Source organism: Streptomyces sp. NPDC090032 (genome assembly GCF_044748025.1).
Classification (GTDB): domain Bacteria; phylum Actinomycetota; class Actinomycetes; order Streptomycetales; family Streptomycetaceae; genus Streptomyces.
In genome coordinates, this window is record NZ_JBIVFF010000004.1 from 534,787 (window position 1) to 560,575 (window position 25,789).

Genomic DNA, 25,789 nt, shown 5'->3' on the forward strand with positions numbered 1-25,789 from the left:
CGCCGATGGTGTCCCGGCCCCTCGCTCATGTCACGCCGTGACCGGCTTGTCGTCCACGCGGACGTGGTCGATCGCCCAGTACCAGTTGTTGCCCGCGTCGTACATGCGGAACTTCAGGGTGACCGTCTTCGCGCCCGCCGGCACCGCGAGTTCCTTCGTCACAAAGGTGTTCTCGGCGTCCTGGCCCGCGTTGTCGTTGCCCGTCGCGTCGGCGCTGTAGTAGAGGAGACGCGTCTCCTCGCCCGTGTCGAAGACCGCCGTCACCGCGGCCTTCTGCGGGGCCTCCTGGCGGTAGTGCGAGTCGAAGGCCACGTACAGCTTCGACGTGCCGGACGGGACCGGGACCGCGGGGGAGACCAGCGTCGAGTCGAACTTGCCCTTCGTCGACGGCGATCCCGTGTCGTCCCAGTCGTCCGGGTCGGCGACCGCGACGACGCCGAGCGCACGGCCGAAGCCGCCCCGGTCCTGACCCCCGGGTGACCAGGCCCGCTTGGTGTGGAACGTCCAGCCCTGGAGGCGGGCGGTGCCCTGCGGCATACCGGCCGCGTTCAGCACGGACCAGCCCTTCGGGGCCTTCGCCGTCCAGCCGACGACCCCCGAGACCGGCTCCAGCGCATCCGCCACCGACTCGAAGTCCTCGCCGAGCAGATGGCCCGCCATGGACGGGGCGGTACGCGCCGAGACCTCGCCGTCGGCCAGGACGAACCGCTCGCCGGACCGGCCCCGCGCCGTCACAAGCAGCCGGTACGCGGCCGTGCCCGACAGTTCCTCCGGGACCTGCACCTCCCACTCGGCGGTCGCCGACGCGCCCGCCGCGAGCGAGGCGGGCGGCGCCGAAACCGCCTTCACCGCCCAGCCCTTGGGCACCACCGGGTGCGCCTCGATCGCGGCTACTGCCGCCGTCGCGTCGAACCGTGCGCGCACGCGGGCGGCCTTGCCGGGGACCAGGATCGCCTCGTCGATCGTGGTCGACGCCGCCTCCAGGGACACCGTGACGCCGAGCGCGTCGGCCAGACCCATCGCGGGGTCGGTGACGCCTTCGAGCTTGCCGGGGACCCGGCCCGCGTACCGGCGCAGGAAGCCTGGCTCGTCGCGGACGGTGACGCCCACGTCGTACCAGCCCTCGCGCGGCACGCGGATCCGGACGGTGCGGTGCGCGCCCGCGCCGACGCGGAACTCGCGGGTGCCGCCGCCGTAGGCGAGGTCGCCGACGAGGAACGTGCGGGCGGTGCGCGTGTGGTTGGTGAGCTCGACGTCGGCGTCGCGGCCGTCGTCGGCGAGGTCGAGGTGTGCCTCGTACGAGCCCGCCGCGTCGCCGCGCAGCTCCCACAGGGCGCCGTTCGGCCCGTGGACGCGCAGGTCGTAGCCGTTGTCGCCGGGGCTCCACACGTCGGTCAGCTTCGACTTGGGGCTCAGCGTGTAGTGCTTGGGCGCGATGCCGGGCTCGGGGTACACGGCGAGGACGGCGCCTTGGCGGCCGCGGTTGGCCAGGTCGAGGGTGACCTTCCCGCCGCGCACGCGGGGCCTGACGCGCAGGTCGTACGGGGTGGGGCGGGCGGTGCGGCTGCCGCGCTGCTGCTCGGGCAGGAGCTGCGGCTTGGGCACGGTGGGGGCGGGCAGCTTGCCGGTGTCGGTGACCTTCTGGCGGTTGCCGCTGGTGTCGGGCAGCGTCGGCCACGACGGGTTCTTGCCGGAGAAGTCGAAGACGTCGGTCAGGTCACCGGTGATCTCGCGGCGCCAGGGGCTGATGTTGGGTTCATGCACCCCGAAGCGCTTCTCCAGGAACTGGATGACGGAGGTGTGGTCGCACACCGTCGACGCCACGGCGCCGCCGCGCGTCCACGGCGACACGACGATCATCGGTACGCGCATGCCGAGGCCGAGCGGGAAGGGCCCCGCCACCTTCGCCTCACCGGCGGGCAGCGTGTCGGACCAGGTCAGCGACCCGTCGGCACCCTTCACGCGGTACTGGCCCTGCTGGTTGACGGGCCGGTAGAAGGACGAGCTGCCCTTGCTGACCCGCACCACGACCTCGCCGTCGGGCGTCACGGTCGACCGGCCGCGGCCCTCGGCGACCGGCGGCACGGGCGCGACCAGGTGGTCGTAGAAGCCGCCGTGCTCGTCGTAGTTCAGGATGAACGCGGTCTTGGCGAAGACCTCGGGGTTGTCGGCGAGCGCGGACAGCAGACGCGCCGTCAGATCCTCCCCGTGCGGCGGCGCGTAGCTGGCGTGCTCGGACAGGGCGGCCGGCGCGACGAGCCAGGAGACCTGCGGCAGCGCGTCGTTCTTCACGTCCTCGGCGAACGCGGCGACCAGTGCGTCACCCATCGCCCACGGGTCGTTCGTCTGCGCCGGGTTGCCGACCTTCTTCATGCCCTTCTCGTACAGCGCCTCACCGGGCTTCGCGGCGCGGAAGGTGTTGAACCAGGCGAGCGCGTTGTCGTCGAAGTTCTCCTGGGCCTGGTACGTCTTCCAGGAGATCCCCGCCGCCTCCAGCCGCTCCGCGTAGGTCGTCCACTCGAAGCCGGGCTCCTGGTTGTCGACGACGGCGATGTCGCGGACCGTACCGCCGCTGGTGCCGGTCATGAGGTGCTCGCGGTTGGGGTTGGTGCTGGTCTCGGTCGAGCAGTAGTAGTGGTCGCAGATGGTGAAGACCGAGGCGAGCGCGTTGTAGAAGGGCATGTCGGCGGGCTCGTAGTAGCCCTGGCCGAGCCAGCCGCTGCCGCGCCGGGTGACGTAGCCGTCGGCTATGCCGTCGTTGCGTGCGTTCATCGAGTCGCCGAACCCGAAGGCGGCGGCGCCCTGCTGGTACGCGCTGGTGTGCGCGGCGTTCATCGCGAACGGCGCGAGCCAGCCCTCCGCCCGCGACGGGTCGGGCTGGTGGAACACGGGCTTGCCGTTGATCCCGCGCACGGCGGCGCGGTCACCGAACCCCCGGATCCCCTGCATCGTGCCGAAGTAGTGGTCGAACGACCGGTTCTCCTGCATGAACACCACGACGTGCTGGATGTCCTCCAGCTTGCCGGGCCTGCCCGGCGCGGCGAGCGCGGTGCGCAGGCTCAGCGGCAGCGCGGCCAGCACACCTGCGGCAGCGGCGCCGCCGATGAGGGTGCGGCGGGAGAGTTCGGGTCTGTCCTCGGGGTGCGGTGAGCTCGTGCTCATCGGGGGTGTCCTCCAACGTCCTTCTGCAAGCGGCCTGTTTGGCCCAGACCCGTTATGAATACGAGACAGAAGTGGCCGTGGCCAGAGGTGTGCGTGAAGTTCCCATGACGCGCATCCGTATGCCGCGCTCGGGCGTCTGAAGAGGCATGGACTGGGAGAAGCACCCGACGCCCGCGGCGCCCGCGACCGCTGAACGGCAGCCCGAGGGCTGCCTCGTGGCCGCGATCCGCATACCGGTGCGCATCGTCGTCCTGGTCCTCGTCGTACCGATCCGCCTGACCTGGGACGCCCTCGCCGCCGGCGGCCGTGTCGTATGGCGCCGCGGCCTCGTGCCGCTCGCCCGCGCGCTGTTCGTGGTCCCGTGGATGTGGCTGTGGCGACGCGTACTCGCCCCGGTCGGGCGGGCATTGGGTGTCGCGCTGACGTGGCTCGGCAAGGCGTTGTTCGTGTGGCCGTGGGTTGCGTTGTGGCGGCGTGTGCTGGTTCCGGTGGGGCGGGTGTTGGGTGTCGCGCTGACGTGGTCCGGCAAGGTGTTGTTCGTGTGGCCGTGGGTTGCGTTGTGGCGACGCGTACTCGCCCCGGTCGGGCGGGTGTTGGGTGTCGCGCTGACGTGGTCCGGCAAGGCGCTCTTCGTCTGGCCCATGGTCGCTTTGTGGCGCTATGTTCTTGCGCCCGCCGGGCGCGGGGTGCGGGCCGTCGGCCTCTGGGTGTGGTGGAAGGGTGTCGTCGCCTCGGTTGCCTGGTGGTACCGGCGCGTGATGACACCGGCCGGGCACGGGATCGGGTGGCTGGCTCGGGGGGTTTGGGCGGCTCTCGCCTTTGCGGGTCGAGGGGCGGGGCGTCTCGCCTCCGTCGTGTGGTCCGGGGTTGTCGCGGTGGGGCGAGGGATCGGGTGGTTGGCGCGGGAGATCGGGGCGGGTCTCGCCTCCGTGGGGCGAGGTGTCGCCCGTCTCGCCTCTGTCGTCCGTGTCGGGCTCACCGCGGCCGGGCGGGGCCTGTGCGTGGGTGGCGGGTGGTTGCTGCGGGCGTTGTTCGTCCGGCCGTGGGTGTGGCTGTACGCGCGCGTGCTCGCGCCTCTCGGTGGCGGGATCGCCTGGCTGGCGCGGGGACTCGCGGCGGCGGGCCGCGCCCTGGGGGCAGGCGTCACCGCGCTCCTGCGCGCCCTCGTCGTCGTCCCCACGGTGTGGCTCTACGCACACGCCCTGGCCCCACTCGGCCGCGGTACGGCGATCGCCGTCAGCTGGCTGGCCAAGGCCCTCTTCGTCTGGCCCTGGGTCTGGCTCCACACCCACGCACTCGCACCCGTCGGACGCGCAACTGTGCTTCTCCTCAAGCTGGTTGGGGCCTGTCTCGCCCTCGCCGGCCGAGCGGTCGGTGCAGGCCTGGCGTGGTGCGGCCGGGGCGTGTGGGCCGGACTCGCGTGGTTCGGGCGCGGGCTCGGGACCGTCATCGTCACCCTCGTACGGTGGATCTTCGTGGTGCCCGCCGTCGCCCTCTGGCGCTGGGTGCTCGTGCCCGTCGGGCGGGCGGTCGTCGTCCTCGTACGGGAGACCGGTGACGCGCTCGGGCACGCGTGGCGTGTCGCCGGACACGTGTCCCGCGCCGTCGGACGCTTCCTCGGCCGGCTCCTGCGGCGGATCTTCGTGGACCCGGTGCGCTGGGCGTACAGATCCGTGTGCACCCCGCTGGGGCACCTCGTGCGGGACTCCGTATGGCGGCCCGCGGCCCGCGCGGTCAAGGACGCGGGAGCCGCCGCGCGCCAGGCCCTCGCGGCGGCGCGCGAGAGCGTGCGCCAGGCCAGGGCCGACGTCCGCAGGGCGCTCTTCGGAGCAAAACGGGCGGAGCCCGAACCGCTGGTCAGGGACCGGCGGGAACCTGGCTCGCCTCAGGCACGTACTGTAGGTAGCAGTACGACCGCACTCACGAAGGACTAGAACACTGGGCAAGCGACAGCCCGAAGGCCCGCCGCCCGCACCCGCGGTGCAGCGCATCCGACTGCGCTACACCAAGCGCGGCCGCCTCCGGTTCACCAGCCACCGTGACTTCCAGCGCGCCTTCGAGCGTGCGCTGCGCCGCGCCGAGGTGCCCATGGCGTACTCGGCGGGGTTCACGCCGCACCCGAAGGTGTCGTACGCCAATGCCGCACCCACCGGCACGGGCAGCGAAGCCGAGTATCTGGAGATCGCGCTCACCGAAGCGCGCGATCCGGAAACGCTGCGCGAGCTCCTCGACGAGTCGCTCCCCACCGGGCTCGACATCATCGAGGCCGTCGAGTCCCGCACCTCGGGCCTCGCCGACCGGCTCACCGCATCCGTCTGGGAGCTGCGGCTCGACGGCGTCGAGGCCAGTGCTGCCAAGGCGGCCGCTGACGCGTTCGTCGCGGCGGAGACCGTCGAGGTCCAGCGAAGGACGAAGAACGGGATGCGGACGTTCGACGCCCGCGCCGCCGTCGTGAGCCTCGAGGCCGCCGAGGCCCCGCAGGTGCACGAGGACCGGGCTGATAGGCCGACCGACAAGGCCTGTGCGATACTGCGCCTGGTTGTTCGGCACGTGACGCCTGCCGTTCGACCCGACGACGTCCTGTCCGGTCTCCGAGCTGTGGCCGACCTGGCGCCGCCGGTCCCCTCAGCGGTGACCAGGCTGGCGCAGGGGCTTTTCGATGAAGAGACCGGCACGGTGACCGACCCGCTCGCGCCCGACCGCGAGGCAGTCGAGGCCGCACCTCCCGCAAGCGGGGGGAGCGCCACAGCTGCCACCGCGACGGCGCCGGTGCCAGGTTCCGCGTAAGGACGGTCGTCGAAGCGCCGCCCTTGTACTCGGGAGCCACCTGGGTCGGGCAGCGCACGAACCCAAGGACTTTCGCCAGGCCGTACGCACACATGGCGTACGGAACCGACGAGAACAGACAGAGAGCTCCCGTGCGGCGCCCGCGCCCCGGACGGCGGCACCGCGCATGAACGCGCGAGCCGCGGACGTCACCGGACCAGGCGCGGCGCCCGGGAGCCTGACGGGAGATCCACCCGCATGCTTGAGCCGACCGAACCCACCGAGACGTCGTCGTCCGTGGGAACCGACAACAACAGCCCCAGCGACACCCTGCCGCCGCGCCGCCGGCGCCGTGCGGCCTCGCGCCCCGCGGGCCCGCCCACGGGTGCCGCCGCTGACACCACCCCGGCCGTGAAGGCCGCCGCCCCCGTCGCCGACGAGGCCGAAGAGACCGAGGCAAGTACGGCCGCCGAGGCCCCCGCGCAGGACGCCGCACCCGCCGGGCGCCCGCGCCGCCGCGCCACCCGCCGCGCCTCCGCGCCCTCCGGCGCGCCCAAGACTTCCGACGCAGCCGAGAGCGCCGAGGCCGCGCCCGCTGCCGCCGCCGTGCCCGCCGTCGTCGCGGAAGAGCCCGCGCCCGAGCCGGAGGCCGCGCCCGCCGGGCGCCCGCGCCGCCGCGCCACGCGCCGCGCCTCCGCCCCCGCCGGCGCCCCCGAGCAGGTAGAGGCCCCCGCGGAGACCGAGCCCGCCGCCGCGCCCGCCGTGACCACGGAAGAGCCCGCCGCCGAGCCGGAGGCCGCGCCCGCCGGGCGCCCGCGCCGCCGCGCCACGCGCCGCTCCACCGCCCCCGCCGGCGCGCCCGAGCAGACGGAGCAGGCCGCACCCGTGGCCGCCGCCGCGCCCGCCGCGACCGAGACCCCGAAGGCGGAGACCTCCAAGACGGAGACCTCCAAGACGGAGGCCGCCAAGACGGAGGCCGCCAAGGCCGAGGCCCCCGCCGCGTCCGACGAGGACGCCGAAGGTGGGCGCCGCCCCCGCCGCCGCGCCACCCGTAAGGCCGCGGTCGGCTTCTCCGAGCCCGCGCAGCGCTCCGCCAGGAAGGCCGCCACGCGTGCCGCCGCCGAGCCCGCCGCCGACGAGGCCAAGGGCACGAAGGGCTCGCGCCGTCCCGCGCGGCCGTCCGTCGCCGTCTTCCAGGCGCCGGTCTTCGCCGAGCCGATGTTCCAGACCCCGGAGCGCGCCGCCGCGGCGGCCGCCGCCGAGGCCGCGGTGGAGGAGGAGCCGGTCGAGGCCGAGGCCCCCGCCGCGACCGAGCCCGTGACTGTCGCCGACGTGGTCGCGGAGGAGACGCCGCGCCGTCGCCGCCGCCGTGGCCGCGCCGCCGAGGAGCAGCCCGCCGCCCCGGCCGCCGAGCCGCAGCGGCCGGCCGCCGTCGAGGAGCCCGCCGAGGCCGAGGACACCGAGGGCACCGACGAGGGCGACCAGGACCACGAGGACCACGACGAGCAGGGTGACCGCCCCACGCGCCGCCGGCGTCGCGGTGGCCGCCGTCGCCGTCGCGGTGACTCCGCGGACGCCGAGTCCGACGAGCAGGCCGACGAAGAGGCCGAGCCCACCGACGAGAGCGCCGAGCACACCGACGAGAGCGACGAGGACGACGAGGCCGACGAGCGCGAGGAGTCCGGCCCGTCCGGCTCCAGCAGCAGCCGTCGCCGCCGTCGCCGTCGCCGCCGCGCGGGCGACTCGTCCACCGACGGCGAGCCGGGCGCCAGCGACCCCGAGCGCACGGTCGTGAAGGTCCGCGAACCCCGTAAGCAGGAGGAGCGGGGCACCGGCGCCGACGAGGTGCAGTCCATCAAGGGCTCGACGCGTCTGGAGGCCAAGAAGCAGCGCCGCCGCGAGGGCCGCGAGCAGGGCCGCCGCCGTGTGCCGATCATCACCGAGGCCGAGTTCCTGGCGCGCCGCGAGGCCGTCGAGCGCGTGATGGTCGTCCGCCAGAACGGCGAGCGCACCCAGATCGGCGTGCTCGAGGACGACATCCTCGTCGAGCACTACGTCAACAAGGAGCAGGCGACCTCGTACGTCGGCAACGTGTACCTGGGCAAGGTCCAGAACGTGCTGCCGTCCATGGAGGCTGCCTTCATCGACATCGGCAAGGGCCGCAACGCCGTGCTCTACGCCGGTGAGGTCAACTTCGAGGCGCTCGGCATGGCCAACGGGCCGCGCCGCATCGAGACCGCCCTCAAGTCCGGCCAGTCCGTCCTCGTACAGGTCACGAAGGACCCGATCGGCCACAAGGGCGCCCGCCTGACCAGCCAGGTCTCGCTGCCCGGCCGCTACCTGGTCTACGTCCCCGAGGGGTCGATGACCGGCATCAGCCGCAAGCTGCCCGACACCGAGCGCGCGCGCCTGAAGACCATCCTCAAGAAGATCGTCCCCGAGGACGCGGGCGTCATCGTGCGCACCGCCGCCGAGGGCGCGAGCGAGGAGGAGCTGAGCCGCGACGTCGAGCGTCTGCAGGCCCAGTGGGAGGACATCCAGAAGAAGTCGAAGCAGATCTCGACGAGCTCGCCGAGCCTGCTGTACGGCGAGCCGGACATGACCGTCCGCGTCGTGCGCGACATCTTCAACGAGGACTTCTCCAAGGTCATCGTCAGCGGTGAAGACGCGTGGGAGACCATCCACGGATACGTCAACCACGTGGCGCCCGACCTGGCCGACCGCCTCTCGAGGTGGACCTCCGAGGTCGACGTCTTCGCGACGTACCGGATCGACGAGCAGCTCGCCAAGGCGCTCGACCGCAAGGTCTGGCTGCCCAGCGGCGGCTCGCTGGTGATCGACAAGACCGAGGCGATGATCGTCGTCGACGTCAACACCGGCAAGTTCACCGGCCAGGGCGGAAACCTCGAAGAGACCGTGACGAGGAACAACCTCGAAGCGGCCGAGGAGATCGTGCGCCAGCTGCGGCTGCGCGACCTGGGCGGCATCGTCGTCATCGACTTCATCGACATGGTCCTGGAGTCCAACAGGGACCTGGTCCTGCGCCGGCTCCTGGAGTGCCTGGGCCGTGACCGGACGAAGCACCAGGTGGCCGAGGTCACCTCGCTCGGCCTGGTCCAGATGACCCGCAAGCGCGTGGGCCAGGGCCTCCTGGAGTCCTTCTCCGAGACCTGCGTCCACTGCAACGGCCGCGGCGTCATCGTCCACATGGAGCAGCCCACGTCCGCCGGTGGCGGCGGCAAGCGCAAGAAGCGCGGCCGTGGCGGCAACGGCGCGGAGCACACGCACGAGCACGACCACGAGCAGGCGGAGCTCGAGACGGAGGTGGAGACCGAGGAAGAGGTCGCTGCCGAGGTCGCGGCGCCGGTCGCGCTGGCCGAGCCGGAGTTTGTGCCCGACGAGGAGCTGTACAGCAGCCCCGCCGAGGCAGAGGCCGCGGCACGTGGTGGCCGTTCGCGCCGTCGTGCGACCCGCAGGGCATCGGCTCCGGCCGGTGCGCCCAAGGGCGAGGCCGCTCCGAAGGAGACCGCCGAGGCGGAGGCTCCGCAGGTCGAGGCTCCCAAGGCTGAGACTGCACAGGCCGAGGTGGAGCTCGTGGCCGAGCCCGCCCCGGTCGACGACGCCGCTCCCAAGGGACGTACGCGCCGTCGGGCGACCCGTAAGGCGACGGCCCCGGCCGGTTCGCCGAAGGCCGCCGCCGAGGCAGAGGTGACCGTCACGGCGCCCGCCAAGCTCGAGCCGGAGCCCGTCGTGGCCGAGGAGCCCAAGGCCGCTGAGGCCGAGGCGCCCGTCGAGAGCGCGGCTCCGGCCCGCCCGCGCCGCCGCGCCGTCCGCAAGGCCACCGCGCCGACCGCGTCCGAGGAGGCGGCCGTCATGGTCGTCCCGTCGGCCACGGAGGCACAGGCCGAGCCCGAGCCGTCCCAGCCGGAGCAGGCCGAGGCCGAGGCCGCCGAGGAGGCGCCCGCCGCCAAGAAGACGGCCCGTAAGACGGCCAAGAAGGCGACGGCGAAGAAGGCCGCCACCAAGAAGACCGCGGCCAAGAAGACGGCCGCGAAGAAGACGACGGCCAAGAAGGCGGCGACCAAGACCGCCGCCAAGAAGGCGACCGCGAAGAAGACCGTGGCGGCCGAGCAGCAGGCTCAGCCGTCCGTCTCCGCCGCGGCCGACGAGGCCTGAGTGACGCCGCAGATGCGGTAGATCCGGATCCGACGCCCCCGTGCCGCACAGTGCGGCACGGGGGCGTCGGCGTGTCACAGGTCACGTCGCGCCGCTCGAGCCGCACCCTGCTCTTGGAGACCGGCCAACTACCTGTAAAACTCATGGAGTCGCACGAGTGAACATGAACGATCACGCGGCCGCGCGTTGGGGAGAACAAGCGGCCCGTGAAACAGGGGAGGGGTAACAATGGCGCACGCGCGCCTGAGAGGCACGGGCCGTCACCGTGCCGTGAAGCCGGTCAAGGGCGCCAGACAGGCCGTGGCCCTCGCCACGGTCCTCTCGGCGGCCGGGATCCAGGCCACCGCGTCCACGGGGACCGCCGCCGCGGACACCCCGACGTGGACCGAGGGCCCGATCTTCAACGACCCGCACGGCACGACGGACCAGCAGTACGCGATCCGCACCCGGCTGATCCAGCTGACGAACGCGGCGCTGCCCGGTTCGGTGATCAAGGTCGCGGTCTACCACGTGTGGGAGCAGTCGGTCGTCGACGCGCTCGTCGCGGCCAAGAACCGCGGCGTGAACGTGCAGATACTGCTCGACGAGTCCAGCGTCAGCGACCGCCCCACCAACACCTCGTACGCCTCGCTGAAGACCGCCCTCGGCACCAGCAGGACGAGCCCGTCCTTCGTGACGCTCTGTCCGGCGCACAAGTCCTGCCTGGGCGACCCCAAGTACGGCCAGTCGATCATGCACAACAAGTTCTGGCTGTTCTCCGCCGTCGAGGGCGCCACGAACGTCGTCGTGCAGACCACGTCGAACTCGACGCCGTCGGCGCACACGAAGTTCTACAACGACGCCCTGCTGCTGCCGAACAACGGCGTCATGTACGAGGCGTACTCGGACTACTTCACGGACATGACCGGCAAGAGCTGGTCGACGTGGGACTACCGCACCGTCAGCAACGGCCTGTACAAGGCGTATTTCTTCCCGCGGGCCGGCACGGTCAACGAGTCCGACACGATGTACTCGGTCCTCAACAACGTCGCGTGCTCCTACAAGGACCCGGTGACCGGCGCCGCGAAGAAGACCGTCATCCGGGCCGCGATCTTCAAGGTCACCCGCAAGCAGATCGCCGACAAGCTGGTCTCGCTGAAGAAGCAGGGCTGCTCCGTCAGCCTCATGTACGCGGAGACCGACAGCGCCAAGAGCCTGGGCGGCACCAAGGGGACGTGGGAGGGGCTGCACTCCACCGGCGGGCCCTCGCTGCGCTGCTTGAACGACGACCGGGACCCGCTGAACCCCGGCAAGAAGCTCACGACGCCGTACATCATCCACTCGAAGTACCTGCTGGTGGACGGCATGTACGACGGCAAGCGGAACAAGGTCACCTTCACCGGGTCGCAGAACTACACGGGACCCGCGCTGCGCGAGAACGACGAGGCGATCGTCAAGGTCGACGACGACTCCGTGCACGACGCCTACCGCGACCACTTCAACCGGGTGTGGAACGTCGCCTGGCCCGGCACGGCCGACTCCACGGACTTGTGCAAGGGCGTCAAGCCGCTGCCGCCGGACGGTGAGAAGCCGCCCGCGTAGCCGGCGTTCACCCGGCGGAAGGGGGCTGGTTTGACCCTTTCGGCGGGTGACCCGTAACCTTGACCGTCGGCGTCTGTTGAGCGCCGCACCCCTGAGCACCTCACCTCCCGGTTCGCCGGGGGAGGCCGCTCGTCCATTCCGGAAAACCATGGGCCCTCGGGCGCGTGTGAACGGCTGGCTTCAGGGGTTTCGTTCCGAGCGAAAGAGAGATCCGCGTGTACGCCATCGTGCGCAGCGGTGGTCGCCAGCACAAGGTTGCTGTCGGCGACATCGTTGAGGTTGACAAGATTTCCACCGCCAAGGTTGGCGACACCGTAGAGCTCTCTACGCTGCTCGTTGTCGACGGCGAAGCCGTGACCAGCGACCCGTGGGTCCTGGCCGGCATCAAGGTCCAGGCCGAGATCGTGGACCACCACAAGGGCGCGAAGATCGACATCCTTCGCTACAAGAACAAGACCGGCTACCGCCGTCGTCAGGGCCACCGCCAGCAGTACACGGCGATCAAGGTCACTGAGATCCCCGCGGCTGCGAAGTAAGGGACTGAGACAAGATGGCACACAAGAAGGGCGCATCGTCCACTCGGAACGGTCGCGACTCCAACGCTCAGCGGCTCGGTGTGAAGCGCTTCGGCGGTCAGACCGTCAACGCCGGTGAGATCCTGGTCCGCCAGCGCGGCACCCACTTCCACCCCGGCACGGGCGTCGGTCGCGGTGGCGACGACACCCTGTTCGCGCTGAACGCCGGTGCGGTGGAGTTCGGTACGCACCGCGGCCGCAAGGTCGTGAACATCGTTCCGGTCGCCTGAAACCCCTAGTTCCTAGGACTCAGGCTCCGTAGAGCGTTTTCGCGAGGGCGGACCTTGCTTGCCCGGCCAGAAGCTTCGGCTTCCGGATCGGGAAGCAGGTCCGCCCTTCGCGTGTTTCTAATAAACGCAGAGCAAAGACATTTCGTACTCCTCCGGCTCTTTCCCCGGGGGAACCCCCAGGAGGCACTGAACCATGACCACCTTCGTGGACCGCGTCGAACTGCATGTCGCCGCGGGTAACGGAGGCCACGGCTGTGCCTCCGTTCACCGTGAGAAGTTCAAGCCGCTCGGCGGCCCGGACGGCGGCAACGGCGGCCGTGGCGGCGACGTCATCCTGGTCGTCGACCAGTCGGTGACGACGCTCCTCGACTACCACCACTCGCCCCACCGCAAGGCCACGAACGGCAAGCCGGGCGAGGGCGGGAACCGCTCCGGCAAGGAAGGCCAGGACCTCGTCCTGCCCGTGCCGGACGGCACCGTCATCCTCGACATGGCGGGCAACGTGCTGGCCGACCTGGTCGGCCAGGGCACGACGTTCGTCGCCGCCCAGGGCGGCCGCGGAGGCCTCGGCAACGCGGCGCTGGCCTCGGCCCGCCGCAAGGCGCCCGGCTTCGCGCTCCTCGGTGTGCCCGGTGACGTCCTGGACATCGTCCTCGAGCTCAAGACGGTCGCGGACATCGCGCTCGTCGGCTACCCGAGCGCCGGGAAGTCGTCCCTCATCTCGGTCCTGTCGGCCGCGAAGCCGAAGATCGCCGACTACCCGTTCACGACGCTCGTCCCGAACCTCGGCGTCGTGACGGCCGGCTCGACCGTCTACACCATCGCCGACGTGCCGGGCCTCATCCCGGGCGCCAGCCAGGGCAAGGGCCTCGGCCTTGAGTTCCTGCGCCACGTCGAGCGCTGCTCGGTCCTGGTCCACGTCCTCGACACGGCAACCCTCGAATCGGACCGCGACCCGGTCTCCGACCTCGACATCATCGAGGAGGAGCTCAAGCAGTACGGCGGCCTCGACAACCGGCCGCGGCTCGTCGTCCTCAACAAGATCGACGTACCGGACGGTCAGGACCTCGCGGACCTGGTCCGCCCCGACCTGGAGGCCCGCGGCTACCGCGTCTTCGAGGTGTCGGCCGTGGCCCACAAGGGCCTCAAGGAGCTGTCCTTCGCCCTCGCCGAGATGATCGCCGCGGCGCGCGCCGCCAAGCCCAAGGAGGAGGCGACCCGCATCGTCATCCGTCCGAAGGCGGTCGACGACTCGGGCTTCACGGTCGTGCAGGAGGCGGACGGCCTCTTCCGCGTGCGCGGCGAGAAGCCGGAGCGCTGGGTGCGCCAGACCGACTTCAACAACGACGAGGCCGTCGGCTACCTCGCCGACCGCTTCAACCGCCTCGGCATCGAGGACGCCCTGATGAAGGCCGGCGCGGTCACGGGCGACGGCGTGGCCATCGGCCCCGAGGACAACGCGGTCGTCTTCGACTGGGAGCCCACGGTCAAGGCAGGCGCCGAGATGCTCGGCCGCCGCGGCGAGGATCACCGCTTCGAGGCCCCGCGCCCGGCCGCGCAGCGGCGCCGCGACAGCCAGGCGGAGCGGGACGAGGCGGAGCAGGAGTACGACGACTTCAAGCCGTTCTAGTTCTGGCCCCGCTCATGAGGCCCGCCCCAGCTGATGAAGAAGGCCCCCGGGAGATTCTCCCGGGGGCCTTCTCGTGTTCAGCCTGCGCGCGGAGCGCTACGCCGTGACTGTGTCGCCCGGCTCCGGCTCGGATTCCAGCGTTTCGGCGAACTCGTCGGCCGTGTCGCGCTGGCCGGGGATCTCCGCCGCGAGGCGGGACTCCATGCGGACGCGACGTTCGTCGGCCCGGGCGCACAGCGCGCGCACCGCGCCGTTGAAGCGGTCCAGGGACGGCGGGTCGGAGGGGCCCAGGAGGTGCTCCTTGAGCTCCGCGCGGGCCTCCGCGTGGGAATCCGTCTCCGGGGCGCGTACGGCCGCGAGAAGGGCGGGTACCTCCGTTGCCTCGGGCGTCAGGATCGTCGCCGCGCTCACCGTCGGGAACCCGGCGCGGAAATCGCCCTCGGACATACCGGAGGTGTTCGCGACGGCGTACGGCTTCTCGCTCGTCAGCCAGTCCGAGACGACCGAGGAGACGTCGCTGATGAGGACGTCGGCCTGGTTGAAGCAGGTGAAGATCGCCGGGCGGGCGTCCGTGACGACCAGGTGCTCCCACTCCGGGAAGGACGCCCAGTACGCGGCCTCCCACGCGGCGGTCGCCTCGGCGACGGCGGCCTCCCGGTCACCGTCGGGCATGCCCTGGAGCAGCATCCGCTCCATCTCGTCCGCGCTGGAGCGGAACGCGGTGGACGTCAGCCGGTCCAGCTCGGCGGCGCGGCGCGCCAGCTCGGTGGCGGCCTCGGGGCCGGGCCGCGCGCCGGAGCGCTTCGCGGCCGCCTCGCGGACCATCGCCTTGATGCGCTCGTTCGCGGCGCCCGCGCGCGGGTCGACGGAGCCGGTCATCGGGTGCGGCTTGTAGAGCAGGCGCACGGAGTCGTCGGCGAGCAGGTTCCTGACGATGTTCTCGCCGGCGAGCGGCACCGACGTGTTGCCCGGGTTGCCGTCCCAGCCCTCCCACGTGGGGGCGTACAGGACGGTCGTGTACTTGCCCGCGGGCGCGCCGGTGGAGCGCTTGATGGGCGACAGCTGCGGGCGGCCCACCTCCACGACGTCCTTGTCCTCGACGCCGATGTCGGCGAGCTGGTAGCGCTCGCGGGCCGCGGGCCCGGCCACCCACACCTCGTCGTACGCCTTCGCGTACGGGTTGCAGGAGGACAGCTTGTCGCTCTCGCCGTGGTTGATGAAGGCGTGCTTGATCGTCGGGATGCGCAGGACCTGGGAGGTCTTCGCGGCGTTCGCCGGGTGCAGCACCATCTTCAGCGTCGAGTTCTCCAGGGAGAACATCGTGGCGACCTTCGGGAAGCAGATGATCGGCACGTCGGTCGCGTCGATCTTCTGGACCATGAACCGCTCGCGCAGCACGATCAGCGGCTTGCCGTCGACCTGGGAGAGCGTGGAGAGCCACATGTTCGCCTGGTACGCGGACGACGTGCCGCCCGAGAAGTACATCGCGACGGTCGGCTTGTAGTCGGCCAGCCAGCGGTCGAGCCAGGCCATGACCTTCTGCTCGCTGAGGGCGCGCTTCTTCGGGAGCAGCCAGGTCGCGAGATAGCCCGTGCCGCCGCCGAGCAGCAGGAGCGAGACGCCGAGGCCGATGCCGCCCCAGAGCGCGTCGGTGGTGGCCGCCGTGATCAGCAGGCCGATGGTGCCGGGGGCGGCGAAGGTGAGCAGGCGGTGACCCTGGCGGCGGGCCAGGATGCGCGGCGGGGCCGCGGAGAGCCGCAGCTCGGAGGCGTCGATGTTCCGCGTCACGATGGGCAGCGCGCGCGTGCGGCGCACCAGGACGGCCACGGCCTGGCACACGAAGTGCAGGGCATAGAAGGCGAGCAGCGCGATGGTGAGGGGGGACTGCTCGGCCAGCGGCTCGATGCCGTCGATGCGCAGGAGACCGACCAGGATCAGCATGTCGCGCAGCAGCTGTCGGACGGTGACATCGAAGCGGATCTTGCCGAGGAGTGAGAGCAGGCCGGGCTGCTTGTACTGGAGATACGTGTCGAGCGCGAGACCCGCGGCGCTCGCGGCGACGAATACCGGGACGTACGGAATCAGCGCGCTGACGAGCTGGGCCGCGTAGAGCGCGAACATCGCGACGAGTGCGGAGAGCTGCACGACGCGGCGGGAGGCAAGGCCGGCGGAGGGCACTGGGCGGGGCTCCTGGCAGGGGGGTCGGATGGCGGGGGGAAAGAATTGCGGGGGGTGGTCGGCGTTCTTCGACGAAGGCCGACCACTGACCGTATGACTTTCGCGCCCTCGCTAGCAATCCTTCGTGACGGCAATCACCGGATAAAGGGGCAAAGGGCCCACAACCTCTGGGCGGGGATTCCTCTCGTGGTCTCGGGTGGAATTCCCTCTCGCGCGAGCCTGCCGTCCGCCCCTCGGAACCCCGAGGCGCCGCGCCGTGCCGCTCACGTAGATTGCAGGATCAGGGCCGTGGCCGGAACGAGGCCCGCGGCCGGTCAGCACTGATGGGGAACGCACGTGTCAGCGGCAGGGCAGGACATGAGGCAGGGCGTGGCGGAAGCCCGCAGGATCGTGGTCAAGGTCGGTTCCTCCTCGCTCACCACCGCCGAGGGCGGCCTCGACGCCGACCGGGTCGACGCCCTCGTCGACGTACTCGCCAAGGTCCGCAGCGGCGGCGAGAAGGAGATCGTGCTCGTCTCGTCCGGGGCCATCGCCGCCGGGCTCGCCCCGCTCGGCCTGCGCCGCCGTCCCAAGGACCTCGCCCGCCAGCAGGCGGCCGCCAGCGTCGGCCAGGGCCTCCTGGTGGCCCGCTACACCGCTTCCTTCGCGCGCTACGGCGTCCGCGTCGGCCAGGTCCTGCTCACCAGCGACGACATGGCCCGCCGCGCCCACCACCGCAACGCGTCGCGCACCCTCGACCAGCTCCTCGCGATGGGCGCCCTGCCCGTCGTCAACGAGAACGACACCGTGGCCACGGACGAGATCCGCTTCGGCGACAACGACCGGCTCGCCGCCCTCGTCGCCCACCTCGTCCACGCCGACCTCCTCGTCCTCCTCTCCGACGTCGACGGCCTCTACGACGGCGACCCGAGCAAGCCCGGCAGCTCGCGGATCTCCGAGGTCCGCGGCCCTGACGACATCGCGCACGTCAAGATCGGCAGCGCGGGCAAGGCGGGCGTCGGCACCGGCGGCATGGTCACCAAGGTCGAGGCGGCCGGGATCGCCGCCGCCGCGGGCATCCCCGTCGTCCTCACCAGCGCCGTGCACGCCACCGACGCGCTCGCCGCCCGCGACACGGGCACGTACTTCCACCGCACGGGCCGGCGCAGTGCCGACCGCCTCCTGTGGCTTCAGCACGCCTCCACGCCGCAGGGTGCGCTCACGCTGGACGACGGGGCGGTGAAGGCGGTCGTCGACGGCCGCAAGTCGCTCCTTCCCGCGGGCATCGCGGCCGTCGAGGGCGAGTTCAGCGCGGGCGACCCCGTCGAACTGCGCGACACCACGGGGCGGGCGATCGCCCGCGGCCTGGTGAACTTCGACGCCAAGGAGATCCCGCAGCTCATCGGCCGCTCCACCCGTGAGCTGGCCCGCGAGCTGGGACCCGCGTACGAGCGAGAGGTCGTCCACAGGGACGATCTGGTGCTGCTGCACGGCTGACCGCCCGGCGCACTCGTGAAGATCCAGCGTCCGCACCGGTCGTAAACCGTGTAAACGGCCGAAAGCCAGGCCTCCGCCGGAGGACCTTCCCCAAAACCGCCCCACGAGGGCGCTTGGCCTGCTCAACTTTGTTTCAGGAAGTTCCGCACGACCATTGCGCAAAGGAGGCCGTCGTGAGACGAGCGCGCCCGGGGGCGACGTCCCGAGGGTCGGCGGAGCGGGCACTGACCAGCGTCGCGGCCGGCGAGTCGTACCAGGGCAGCGGGCAGGAGGAGAGCGTCGTGACGGAGGAAGGCCCCCGCCTCTGGCATGTCACTCTCAGCGTCTCAGGCGCCGACGCGCCCCTCGCCGAGGTGCGGCGGGGACTCGAACAGCTGGCGCACGACCACCCCTTTCTGCTGACGAGCCGGTACGCCGTCGACCACGCCGAGATCCGCTACTGGGAAGAGGCCCGCGACCTGCACGACGCGGCCGCCGTGGCACTGCGCCTGTGGGGCGAGCACCGCCAGAGTTCCCAGCTCCCGCCGTGGGAGATCGTCGGCCTGGAGGTCATCGACCGCGACACGTACCACCAGCGCATAGCCGAGGGCTACGGGCCCCTGCCGGCCACCCCGGTCGGCGTACACCCGTTTTAGGTCACATCTCAGGGTTCGGAACAGCCGCCGGACGGCCCGCGCGCGCCCATTACCCTGCCGATATGACCTCGCTCTCGCCGTACGACTCGATGACCCCCGTCACCCAGGCCGCCTACCGCGCCAGGTCCGCGGCCAGTGTGATCGCCCCGCTGCCGCGGGCCGCGAAGGACGACGCGCTCGCCGCGATCGCCGACGCCCTCGAAGTGCGCACGGCCGAAATCGTCGAGGCGAACGCCAAGGACGTCGCCCGCGCCCGTGAGGCCGGCACCAGCGAGTCGGTCATCGACCGCCTCACGCTGACGCCCGAGCGGGTCCGCGCCATCGCCGCCGACGTGCGCGACGTCGTCGCCCTGCCCGACCCGGTCGGCACGGTCGTCCGCGGCAACACCCTCCCGAACGGCATCGACCTGCGCCAGGTCCGCGTCCCGCTCGGCGTCGTCGGCATCATCTACGAGGCCCGCCCGAACGTGACCGTGGACGCCGCCGCCCTCTGCCTCAAGTCGGGCAACGCCGTTCTCCTGCGCGGCAGTTCGTCCGCGTACGAGTCCAACACCGCCCTCGTGCGGGTGCTGCGCGACGCGGTCGGCGGCTCCGGGCTCCCCGCCGACGCGATCCAGCTCGTGCCGGGCGAGGGCCGCGACTCCGTCACCGAGCTGATGCGGGCGCGCGGCCTCGTCGACGTCCTCATCCCGCGCGGCGGCGCCTCGCTCATCAAGAACGTCGTCGAGAACTCGATCGTCCCCGTCATCGAGACCGGCACCGGCAACTGCCACGTCTACGTCGACGCCCACGCGGACCTCGACATGGCCGTCGACATCCTGATCAACTCCAAGGCGCAGCGCCCCAGCGTCTGCAACGCCGCCGAGACCCTCCTCGTCCACCAGGACATCGCCGACGCCTTCGTGCCCCGCGCCCTCGCGGCCCTCGCCGAGGCCGGCGTCACCGTGCACGCCGACGAGCGTGTCCTCGCGTACGCCGAGGGCTCCAAGGCCACCGTCGTCGAGGCGACCGCGGAGGACTGGGAGACCGAGTACCTCTCGTACGACATCGCGGCCGCCGTCGTGCACTCCCTGGACGCCGCCGTGGAGCACATCCGCCTCTGGTCGTCCGGCCACACCGAGGCCATCGTCACCACCTCGCAGCAGGCGGCCCGCCGCTTCACCCAACTGGTCGACTCCACGACGGTCGCCGTGAACGCCTCGACGCGCTTCACGGACGGCGGCCAGTTCGGCTTCGGCGCCGAGATCGGCATCTCCACCCAGAAGCTGCACGCCCGGGGCCCCATGGGGCTTCCGGAGCTGACGAGCACCAAGTACATCGTCACGGGCGACGGCCACACCCGGTAGCCGCGGGTATGCGGACGGGAACAAAGGGAAATCCCCCACCGACTGCCCAAAACGACCCCCCAGGTCTACTCTGGACGCGTGCCGGAGGACGTGGGGGGCACGCCGTTCCCTGACGGCTGGGAGCCCGACGACGACCGCGACCGCGGAAGTGCGGACGAAGAGTTCGCCTCCGTGGTCTTCGACGAGGACTTCGTGAAGGCCGCCGAGGTCCATGAACCCTCCGCGGTCGAGCGGCTGCTCGCCGCGGCGCAGGCGCGCGCCGAGGCCCAGGAAGCCGAGGCACGAAGGGCCCGCACGCGTGGCTCCGGGGTGGACGACGACCTCTACGACGACGGGTACGGCCCCGACCCGCGAGGCGGCTACGGCCACGGCCCGGACGCCGACGATCTCTACGACCCCGATGTCGACGAGGACGGCTACCCGCGCCCCGGTGCCGCGAAGGTGCGCTGGCGCCGCCCCGTCGCCTGGCTGCTCGCCCTCGTCATGGGCGTCGGCATGGTCGCGCTCGCCTTCACCGCCGTCTACCGCGGCGCCGCGTCCGGCGGCCGCCAGGACCGGGTTCCGCCGCCCGCGACGACCGAGCTGGAAAAGGGCTTCCCGACCGCCCCCAGCGCCTCGGCCGACTACTCCCAGCCACCGGTCCCCGCGACCCCCCGCACCCCCTGACCACGGACGGGTACACCCCGTGAGCACAGGGTTGAGAACCTGTCGGAACTTGTCGTGTACCAGGGCGTTTACCGGACCCCCAGCAGACCTACTCTGAAGGTATGGGCGAGCCAGGAGACCCACCGGAGGGGACCCCCGAGAGCGCTCCCGGCGGTGGTGGCGAGGACGAGTACCGATCCGTCGTCTTCGACGAGTCGTTCATCCGCGCTGCCCGGCTCCAGGAGTTCTCCGCTCAGGAGCGCATCACCGACCACGCGCCCGCCGTGCGCCGACGCCCCGGTCTGCACCGCGGCCTCACCCGGCAGGCCGTCATCCTCGTCATTCTGATCGTCGTCGCGTTCGGCACCGCGATCTACATGGGCGTGCGCAACCCGTACCAGGGCGCCACCGCCGCCCGGCGGCCCGAACCGCTGCGGATGACCGTCATCCCGCTCTCGCCGCAGGGCAAGGTGCCAGGCGCCGCCTCGGTGTCCGAGCTCTACGAACACAGCCCCGCCGCCGAGTTCAGGACGGCCGCCGGAGGTATCAACCTGCCCCCGGATCAGCACACTTCGCACTTCTCCGAGAGTCAGGTCTACGCCGCCCTGACCACCGCCAAGGACTATCTCGTCGAGTCCTCGCTCGACCCCGACGTGCTCACCGGGAAGGCCGTGCGGCCCGTGCGGATCCTGCTCGACCCGCAGCAGCTCGACCAGTTCGACCGGAGCTTCGACCGGCCCGCCGCCGACGGACGGCACGAGGCCACCGGCTGGCTCGTCCGCTTCGACCCGAAGCAGACCGAGCTCGCCGACACCGGGATCCGTGTCCAGGGCACCCTGCGCGCCACGGAGTCCGACGCGGACACCTTGGAGGTCGTCTCCGACCACACCTTCGTCTACGCGCTGCGCCCGGCCGGCGCCGGCTCCGACGCGAAGGCGTCCCTGTTCACCGTCCGCCGCGAGCTGCACTTCCGCTTCGACCGGGACGACCTGCGCATGCACCAGGCAGAGGTGCTCGTCAGCTATGTGCAGGCCGGTCCGCTGTCCTGCTCCGTCGACTCGGCCGCCCATCTGCACCCGCTGCTCGCGGGGCAGGCGCCGAAGGAGGGCGGCCCGGCCGGCACCGACCCGTATGCCACGGGCGGCACCGCGTCGCTGTGCGGTGCCCTCGCGCCGAGCGCCCAGCCTTCGCTCTGAGCCCCGCGGGACCTACGGGTCCTGCGGGATCTACCGGATTTACGGGATCGGGTCGCCGTCCTCCGGCGTCCCGTGGTTGCCGGTGTTCGCGCCGCCGTTGCCGCCGCCGCCGAACTTCCCGCGCAGCTTGCCGCCCAGGTCGCCCGCGCCGCCCGCGATGTCCGTGACCAGCTTCATCAGCGGGTCCTTGGAGTTGCGCATGTTGTCCGCATAGTGCGAGGCCGACTGGCGGAACGAGTCGGTGACCGAGGCGTCCTTGTCCTCGGTGCGGCGCGGGAAGTGGCCGTCCATGATCCGCTGGTAGTCGCGGGTCGCGGCCCACTTCTTCAGCTCGGCCGCGCGGACCGTGGTGAAGGGGTGCGTACGCGGCATCACGTTGAGGATCTTCAGCACGGAGTCGCGCAGGTCGCCCCCCGCCTCGTACTCGTCGGCCTGCTTGAGGAACGCGTCCACGTTCATCTCGTGCAGATGGTTACCGCCCGCGATCTTCATCAGTCCGCGCATCGACGCCTGGAGGTCCTGGCCGACCAGCAGGCCGGCGCGGTCCGCCGACAGCTCCGACTTGCGGAACCACTCGCGCAGCGCCGTGACGATCGCCATGATCGCGAGGTTGCCGAGCGGGATCCACGCGACGCGGAGCGCGAGGCTGGTCAGGAACAGCAGTATCGTCCGGTAGACCGAGTGGCCGGACAGCGCGTGGCCCACCTCGTGGCCGACGACGGCCCGCATCTCCTCCTCGTCGAGCAGCTCCACCAGGCCCGTCGTGACGACGATGATGGGCTCGTCCAGGCCGATGCACATCGCGTTCGGCTGGGGGTCCTGGTTGACGTACATCGGCGGGACCTTCTCCAGGTCCAGGATGTAACAGGCGTCCCGCAGCATGTCGTTGAGGTGCGCGAACTGGTCGTCGGAGACCCGCACCGAGTCCGACAGGAACAGCAGGCGCAGGCTGCGCTCGGGCAGCAGACCGCTGAGCGCCTTGAACACCGTGTCGAAACCGGTGAGCCTGCGCAGCGCGACCAGCGCCGAGCGGTCCGCCGGGTGCTCGTACGCCCGCGAGGAGATCCCCTCGAAGCGCCTGCGCTGCCTGCTCGGTACGTGCTCGCGCCGGTCGTCGTTGCCATCGTTGACGTCGGGCATGCGTCCCCCATGTTCGTGTGCCGTCGTGTTCGGTTGTGCCCCCGAGGAGGTCTCCACAGTAGGCGGAGATACCGTGGCGGGGCAGCACACTGAAGGAGCGAAACGCCATGGAGCACACACCCGACGCCGCCTGGCTCACCCAGGTCGTCAGCGCCGCCGCCTCCGACCAGCAGGGTGCGGGCAATCTGCTGCGCACCGTCATCGTCGTGGGTGTCCTCGGCAGCGTCTTCCTCGGCTGGTTCCTGCTGCGCGGCTACAAGCGCGACGACTGACGCGGCTGCGGGACGGACGCGCGTACGGCAGAGTCGGCGTGATCGCCGAGGACACCCCCGCATACGATGAGCGGGAAGTCTTTATCCAGACCTCATGTCACCACCCAGATCCCGACTCCCCATCCCGTCTCACCCGGATAGGTCCTGCTGACGATGAGCCTCCACAGCACCGCTGCCCAGCTGGCCACCCTCGCCGCCGAGGGCGGCGAGCACGGCGGCAACCACCCGAGCCTCAGCCCCTACCTCACCGGCGGCGGCGCCCTGTTCTTCCTGCTGCTGATGCTGTGGGTCGTCACCCGCTTCAACCGGGACCGCTGACCCCTGACGGCGAAGGCACCCCGACCGGGCCAGTAGGCTCTGCACGCATGGGAGAGCAGGACATGCCTACCGGCCCGGTCAACGGCCCGGCCGGCGGCCCGGACCGGGCCCGGGTCAGCACCGCCAAGCGGCGTCTCGGCGTCATGGGCGGAACGTTCGACCCGATCCATCACGGACACCTGGTGGCGGCCAGCGAGGTCGCCGCGCAGTTCCACCTCGACGAGGTCGTGTTCGTGCCCACCGGGCAGCCGTGGCAGAAGGCGGACCGCACGGTCACTCCGGCCGAGGACCGCTATCTGATGACGGTCATCGCGACCGCCGAGAACCCGCAGTTCTCGGTGAGCCGTATCGACATCGACCGCGGCGGGCCGACGTACACCACGGACACGCTGCGCGATCTGCGCGCGCTCAATCCCGACACGGACCTCTTCTTCATCACGGGCGCCGACGCCCTGGGCCAGATCCTCACCTGGCGGTACACGGAAGAACTGTTCTCCCTGGCGCACTTCATCGGGGTCACCCGGCCGGGCCACCCGCTGACCGACCCCGGTCTGCCGGAGGGCGGTGTCTCGCTCGTCGAGGTTCCGGCCCTCGCCATCTCGTCCACGGACTGCCGTGCGAGGGTCGCCAAGGGAGACCCCGTCTGGTACATGGTCCCGGACGGTGTGGTGCGCTACATCGACAAGCGCGAGCTGTACCGCGGCGAGTGAGCCGAGAGGGGCACCGGTGAACGACCGATACGACGGTTACTCGGGCAGTTACTCGGGGGACGCGTCCAACACGTCCGACCAGTACGAGCTCGTCGGCTACGACGAGTACGGGCAGCCCGTGTACCGGCAGGTGCCCCAGCAGCCTGCGCAGTACGAGTACCCGCGGCAGACCCCGGTCCACGGAGGCCAGGGGGGCCAGGGCTACGACCCTTACGCCACCGGCCAGCAGCCGCCGGTGCCCTCGTACGACACGTACGACCCCTACGGGACGGGTGCGCCCGCGCAACAGGGACCCCAGCAGGGACAGCCCACCTCCTACGACCCCTACGGGGCCGCCGCGGGAACGGGGCAGCAGCAGCGGGTCGAGGAGCAGACCGCGACCGCCCACATCCCGGCGCAGTCCGCCCCCCGCACCGAGCCCGCGGCGCGTGAGCGCGACGGGGCGCCCGAGTACCGGACCGAGCAGTTCTCCTTCGTCGAGGAGCCGGACGAGAACTCCGAAGACGTCATCGACTGGCTGAAGTTCACCGAGTCGCGCACCGAGCGCCGCGAGGAGGCCCGCCGCCGCGGCCGCAGCCGCATCGTCGCCCTCGTCGTCGTCCTCGTGCTCTGCGTGACCGGCGGCGTCGGCTACCTCTGGTACGCGGGCAAGCTGCCCGGCTTCGGTCCCGCGGACTCCGGAAAGGGCGCCGCCGACACCGCGGGCCCCCAGAACCGCGACGTGATCGTCGTCCATCTGCACAACACCAAGGGCGGCGGCACCTCCACCGCGCTGCTCGTCAACAACACCACGACCAACCAGGGCACCACCGTCCTGCTCCCCAACTCCCTTGCCCTGACGGACGACGAGGGCAGCACGACGACGCTCGGCAAGTCCGTCGACGACGACGGGTCCTCCGGCACGCGCGACGCCATCGACACCGTCCTCGGCACGGACGTCGAGGGCACGTGGCGGCTCGACACCCCGTACCTCAACAACCTCGTCGAACTCGTCGGCAACATCGACATCGACACCAACGCCGACGTCCCCGACCCGGCCGCCAAGTCCGGGAAGAACGGGAAGGACGCGAAGAAGGCGACGTCCCCGCTGGTCAAGAAGGGCAAGCAGCAGACGCTGAGCGGCCCTATGGCCGTCGCGTACGCCACCTACCGCGCGCCCGGCGAGTCCGACACGGCGCAGCTCATGCGGTTCGGACAGGTCATGCAGGGCGTGCTGCGCAAGCTGTCGTCCGACCCGCACGCCGCCACCGTCACCGTCCAGTCCCTCGCCCAGATCCTCGACCCCTCGCTGGGCGAGAAGGACCTCGGCGCGTTCCTCGCCAAGCTCGCCGACCGGGCCAAGGGCGGCGACTACAAGACCGCGCTCCTGCCCGTGCAGCGGGACGGCACGCTGTCCGAACAAGCCACCGGCAGCGTCGTCAAGGACGTCCTCGGCGGCACGGTGAAGAACGCCGGAAAGGACGCCTCCGTACGCGTCGGCATCCAGAACGCCACCGGCGTGAAGGCCCGCACGGAGAAGGCGAGGGTCACGCTGGTCAACGGCGGCTACACCTTCGTCGACGCCGGGACGGGCACCGCGGTCCAGGCGGCGTCGCAGGTCACGTACCAGGACGACGGCCGCAAGCCGGACGCCGTCGAGGTCGCCAAGACCCTGGGCCTGCCGACGAGCGCCGTGCGCAAGGGGAAGACTGTGGCGAACGCGGACGTGTCCGTGGTCCTCGGTCAGAACTACACGGGCGGACAGTAGGCGCAC

19 protein-coding genes are annotated in these 25,789 nt (G+C 71.4%); 16 read left to right on the forward strand and 3 right to left on the reverse strand.

The window, feature by feature from the left end; all coding sequences use genetic code 11:
• Window positions 1–30: 30 nt before the first annotated feature.
• Window positions 31–3,162, reverse strand: a complete 3,132-nt coding sequence (locus ACIPWY_RS12320; protein WP_401533015.1) for a phosphocholine-specific phospholipase C — start codon at window positions 3,160–3,162, stop codon at window positions 31–33.
• 146 nt (window positions 3,163–3,308) lie between these two features.
• Between ACIPWY_RS12320 and ACIPWY_RS12325 the strand changes: the two genes are divergently transcribed.
• The 7 genes from ACIPWY_RS12325 (at window position 3,309) to obgE (ending at window position 14,120) form a co-directional block, all read left to right on the forward strand.
• Window positions 3,309–5,096 (forward strand): hypothetical protein, encoded by a 1,788-nt coding sequence (locus ACIPWY_RS12325; protein ID WP_401533017.1) that lies wholly within the window; start codon window positions 3,309–3,311, stop codon window positions 5,094–5,096.
• 46 nt (window positions 5,097–5,142) lie between these two features.
• Window positions 5,143–5,949, forward strand: coding sequence for a TIGR03936 family radical SAM-associated protein (locus ACIPWY_RS12330; protein WP_401533019.1), 807 nt, complete (start codon window positions 5,143–5,145; stop codon window positions 5,947–5,949).
• Window positions 5,950–6,186: 237 nt separating this feature from the next.
• Window positions 6,187–10,104, forward strand: coding sequence for an Rne/Rng family ribonuclease (locus tag ACIPWY_RS12335; protein ID WP_401533021.1), 3,918 nt, complete (start codon window positions 6,187–6,189; stop codon window positions 10,102–10,104).
• Between the two features lie 228 nt (window positions 10,105–10,332).
• The gene (locus tag ACIPWY_RS12340; protein WP_401533023.1) at window positions 10,333–11,685 is read left to right on the forward strand and encodes a phospholipase D-like domain-containing protein; all 1,353 of its coding nucleotides are present in this window, start codon (window positions 10,333–10,335) and stop codon (window positions 11,683–11,685) included.
• Window positions 11,686–11,900: 215 nt separating this feature from the next.
• The gene (gene rplU / locus ACIPWY_RS12345) at window positions 11,901–12,221 is read left to right on the forward strand and encodes a 50S ribosomal protein L21 (protein ID WP_362902539.1); all 321 of its coding nucleotides are present in this window, start codon (window positions 11,901–11,903) and stop codon (window positions 12,219–12,221) included.
• 14 nt (window positions 12,222–12,235) lie between these two features.
• Entirely contained in the window at window positions 12,236–12,490 is a 255-nt protein-coding gene (rpmA, locus tag ACIPWY_RS12350) for a 50S ribosomal protein L27 (protein WP_100594223.1), read from the forward strand.
• Between the two features lie 193 nt (window positions 12,491–12,683).
• Window positions 12,684–14,120: a GTPase ObgE gene (gene obgE / locus ACIPWY_RS12355; protein ID WP_401533026.1), complete on the forward strand. Its 1,437-nt coding sequence runs from the start codon at window positions 12,684–12,686 to the stop codon at window positions 14,118–14,120.
• 96 nt (window positions 14,121–14,216) lie between these two features.
• Here the strand turns inward: obgE and ACIPWY_RS12360 are convergent, their stop codons facing one another.
• The gene (locus tag ACIPWY_RS12360; RefSeq protein ID WP_362902543.1) at window positions 14,217–16,298 is read right to left on the reverse strand and encodes a hypothetical protein; all 2,082 of its coding nucleotides are present in this window, start codon (window positions 16,296–16,298) and stop codon (window positions 14,217–14,219) included.
• Window positions 16,299–16,667: 369 nt separating this feature from the next.
• Between ACIPWY_RS12360 and proB the strand changes: the two genes are divergently transcribed.
• From proB to ACIPWY_RS12385, 5 genes are all read left to right on the forward strand, one after another.
• The gene (proB, locus tag ACIPWY_RS12365) at window positions 16,668–17,774 is read left to right on the forward strand and encodes a glutamate 5-kinase (RefSeq protein WP_362902702.1); all 1,107 of its coding nucleotides are present in this window, start codon (window positions 16,668–16,670) and stop codon (window positions 17,772–17,774) included.
• Window positions 17,775–17,947: 173 nt separating this feature from the next.
• On the forward strand, window positions 17,948–18,409 hold the full coding sequence (locus tag ACIPWY_RS12370) for a hypothetical protein (protein ID WP_116513011.1): 462 nt from the start codon (window positions 17,948–17,950) through the stop codon (window positions 18,407–18,409).
• A 62-nt stretch (window positions 18,410–18,471) separates the two neighbouring features.
• Complete coding sequence (locus tag ACIPWY_RS12375; RefSeq protein ID WP_362902545.1) at window positions 18,472–19,755, forward strand: glutamate-5-semialdehyde dehydrogenase; 1,284 nt, start codon at window positions 18,472–18,474, stop codon at window positions 19,753–19,755.
• Between the two features lie 78 nt (window positions 19,756–19,833).
• Window positions 19,834–20,421, forward strand: coding sequence for a hypothetical protein (locus ACIPWY_RS12380; protein WP_362902547.1), 588 nt, complete (start codon window positions 19,834–19,836; stop codon window positions 20,419–20,421).
• A 101-nt stretch (window positions 20,422–20,522) separates the two neighbouring features.
• Window positions 20,523–21,596 carry a hypothetical protein gene (locus ACIPWY_RS12385; RefSeq protein ID WP_362902548.1) on the forward strand — a complete coding sequence of 358 codons (1,074 nt, stop codon included), beginning with the start codon at window positions 20,523–20,525 and terminating at the stop codon, window positions 21,594–21,596.
• Window positions 21,597–21,635: 39 nt separating this feature from the next.
• Here the strand turns inward: ACIPWY_RS12385 and ACIPWY_RS12390 are convergent, their stop codons facing one another.
• A complete protein-coding gene (locus ACIPWY_RS12390; protein ID WP_393701971.1) occupies window positions 21,636–22,736 on the reverse strand; it encodes a M48 family metallopeptidase in 1,101 nt (366 codons plus the stop codon).
• A 107-nt stretch (window positions 22,737–22,843) separates the two neighbouring features.
• Between ACIPWY_RS12390 and ACIPWY_RS12395 the strand changes: the two genes are divergently transcribed.
• The 4 genes from ACIPWY_RS12395 (at window position 22,844) to ACIPWY_RS12410 (ending at window position 25,783) form a co-directional block, all read left to right on the forward strand.
• On the forward strand, window positions 22,844–23,008 hold the full coding sequence (locus ACIPWY_RS12395; RefSeq protein WP_227294630.1) for a hypothetical protein: 165 nt from the start codon (window positions 22,844–22,846) through the stop codon (window positions 23,006–23,008).
• Between the two features lie 153 nt (window positions 23,009–23,161).
• The gene (locus ACIPWY_RS12400; protein ID WP_362902552.1) at window positions 23,162–23,326 is read left to right on the forward strand and encodes a hypothetical protein; all 165 of its coding nucleotides are present in this window, start codon (window positions 23,162–23,164) and stop codon (window positions 23,324–23,326) included.
• A gap of 47 nt (window positions 23,327–23,373) precedes the next feature.
• Window positions 23,374–24,036, forward strand: a complete 663-nt coding sequence (nadD, locus tag ACIPWY_RS12405) for a nicotinate-nucleotide adenylyltransferase (protein WP_362902554.1) — start codon at window positions 23,374–23,376, stop codon at window positions 24,034–24,036.
• 16 nt (window positions 24,037–24,052) lie between these two features.
• The gene (locus ACIPWY_RS12410; RefSeq protein ID WP_393701975.1) at window positions 24,053–25,783 is read left to right on the forward strand and encodes an LCP family protein; all 1,731 of its coding nucleotides are present in this window, start codon (window positions 24,053–24,055) and stop codon (window positions 25,781–25,783) included.
• The last annotated feature ends 6 nt before the right edge of the window (window positions 25,784–25,789 follow it).

What these genes read in the sequence shown, in the direction of transcription:
- ACIPWY_RS12390 (WP_393701971.1), bottom strand. Translation starts at nt 22,736, where the DNA reads ATGCCCGACGTCAACGATGGCAACGACGACCGGCGCGAGCACGTACCG.
- obgE (WP_401533026.1), top strand. Translation starts at nt 12,684, where the DNA reads ATGACCACCTTCGTGGACCGCGTCGAACTGCATGTCGCCGCGGGTAAC.
- ACIPWY_RS12400 (WP_362902552.1), top strand. Translation starts at nt 23,162, where the DNA reads ATGAGCCTCCACAGCACCGCTGCCCAGCTGGCCACCCTCGCCGCCGAG.
- ACIPWY_RS12325 (WP_401533017.1), top strand. Translation starts at nt 3,309, where the DNA reads ATGGACTGGGAGAAGCACCCGACGCCCGCGGCGCCCGCGACCGCTGAA.
- nadD (WP_362902554.1), top strand. Translation starts at nt 23,374, where the DNA reads ATGGGAGAGCAGGACATGCCTACCGGCCCGGTCAACGGCCCGGCCGGC.
- rpmA (WP_100594223.1), top strand. Translation starts at nt 12,236, where the DNA reads ATGGCACACAAGAAGGGCGCATCGTCCACTCGGAACGGTCGCGACTCC.
- ACIPWY_RS12375 (WP_362902545.1), top strand. Translation starts at nt 18,472, where the DNA reads ATGACCTCGCTCTCGCCGTACGACTCGATGACCCCCGTCACCCAGGCC.
- ACIPWY_RS12385 (WP_362902548.1), top strand. Translation starts at nt 20,523, where the DNA reads ATGGGCGAGCCAGGAGACCCACCGGAGGGGACCCCCGAGAGCGCTCCC.
- ACIPWY_RS12335 (WP_401533021.1), top strand. Translation starts at nt 6,187, where the DNA reads ATGCTTGAGCCGACCGAACCCACCGAGACGTCGTCGTCCGTGGGAACC.
- ACIPWY_RS12340 (WP_401533023.1), top strand. Translation starts at nt 10,333, where the DNA reads ATGGCGCACGCGCGCCTGAGAGGCACGGGCCGTCACCGTGCCGTGAAG.
- ACIPWY_RS12320 (WP_401533015.1), bottom strand. Translation starts at nt 3,162, where the DNA reads ATGAGCACGAGCTCACCGCACCCCGAGGACAGACCCGAACTCTCCCGC.
- ACIPWY_RS12395 (WP_227294630.1), top strand. Translation starts at nt 22,844, where the DNA reads ATGGAGCACACACCCGACGCCGCCTGGCTCACCCAGGTCGTCAGCGCC.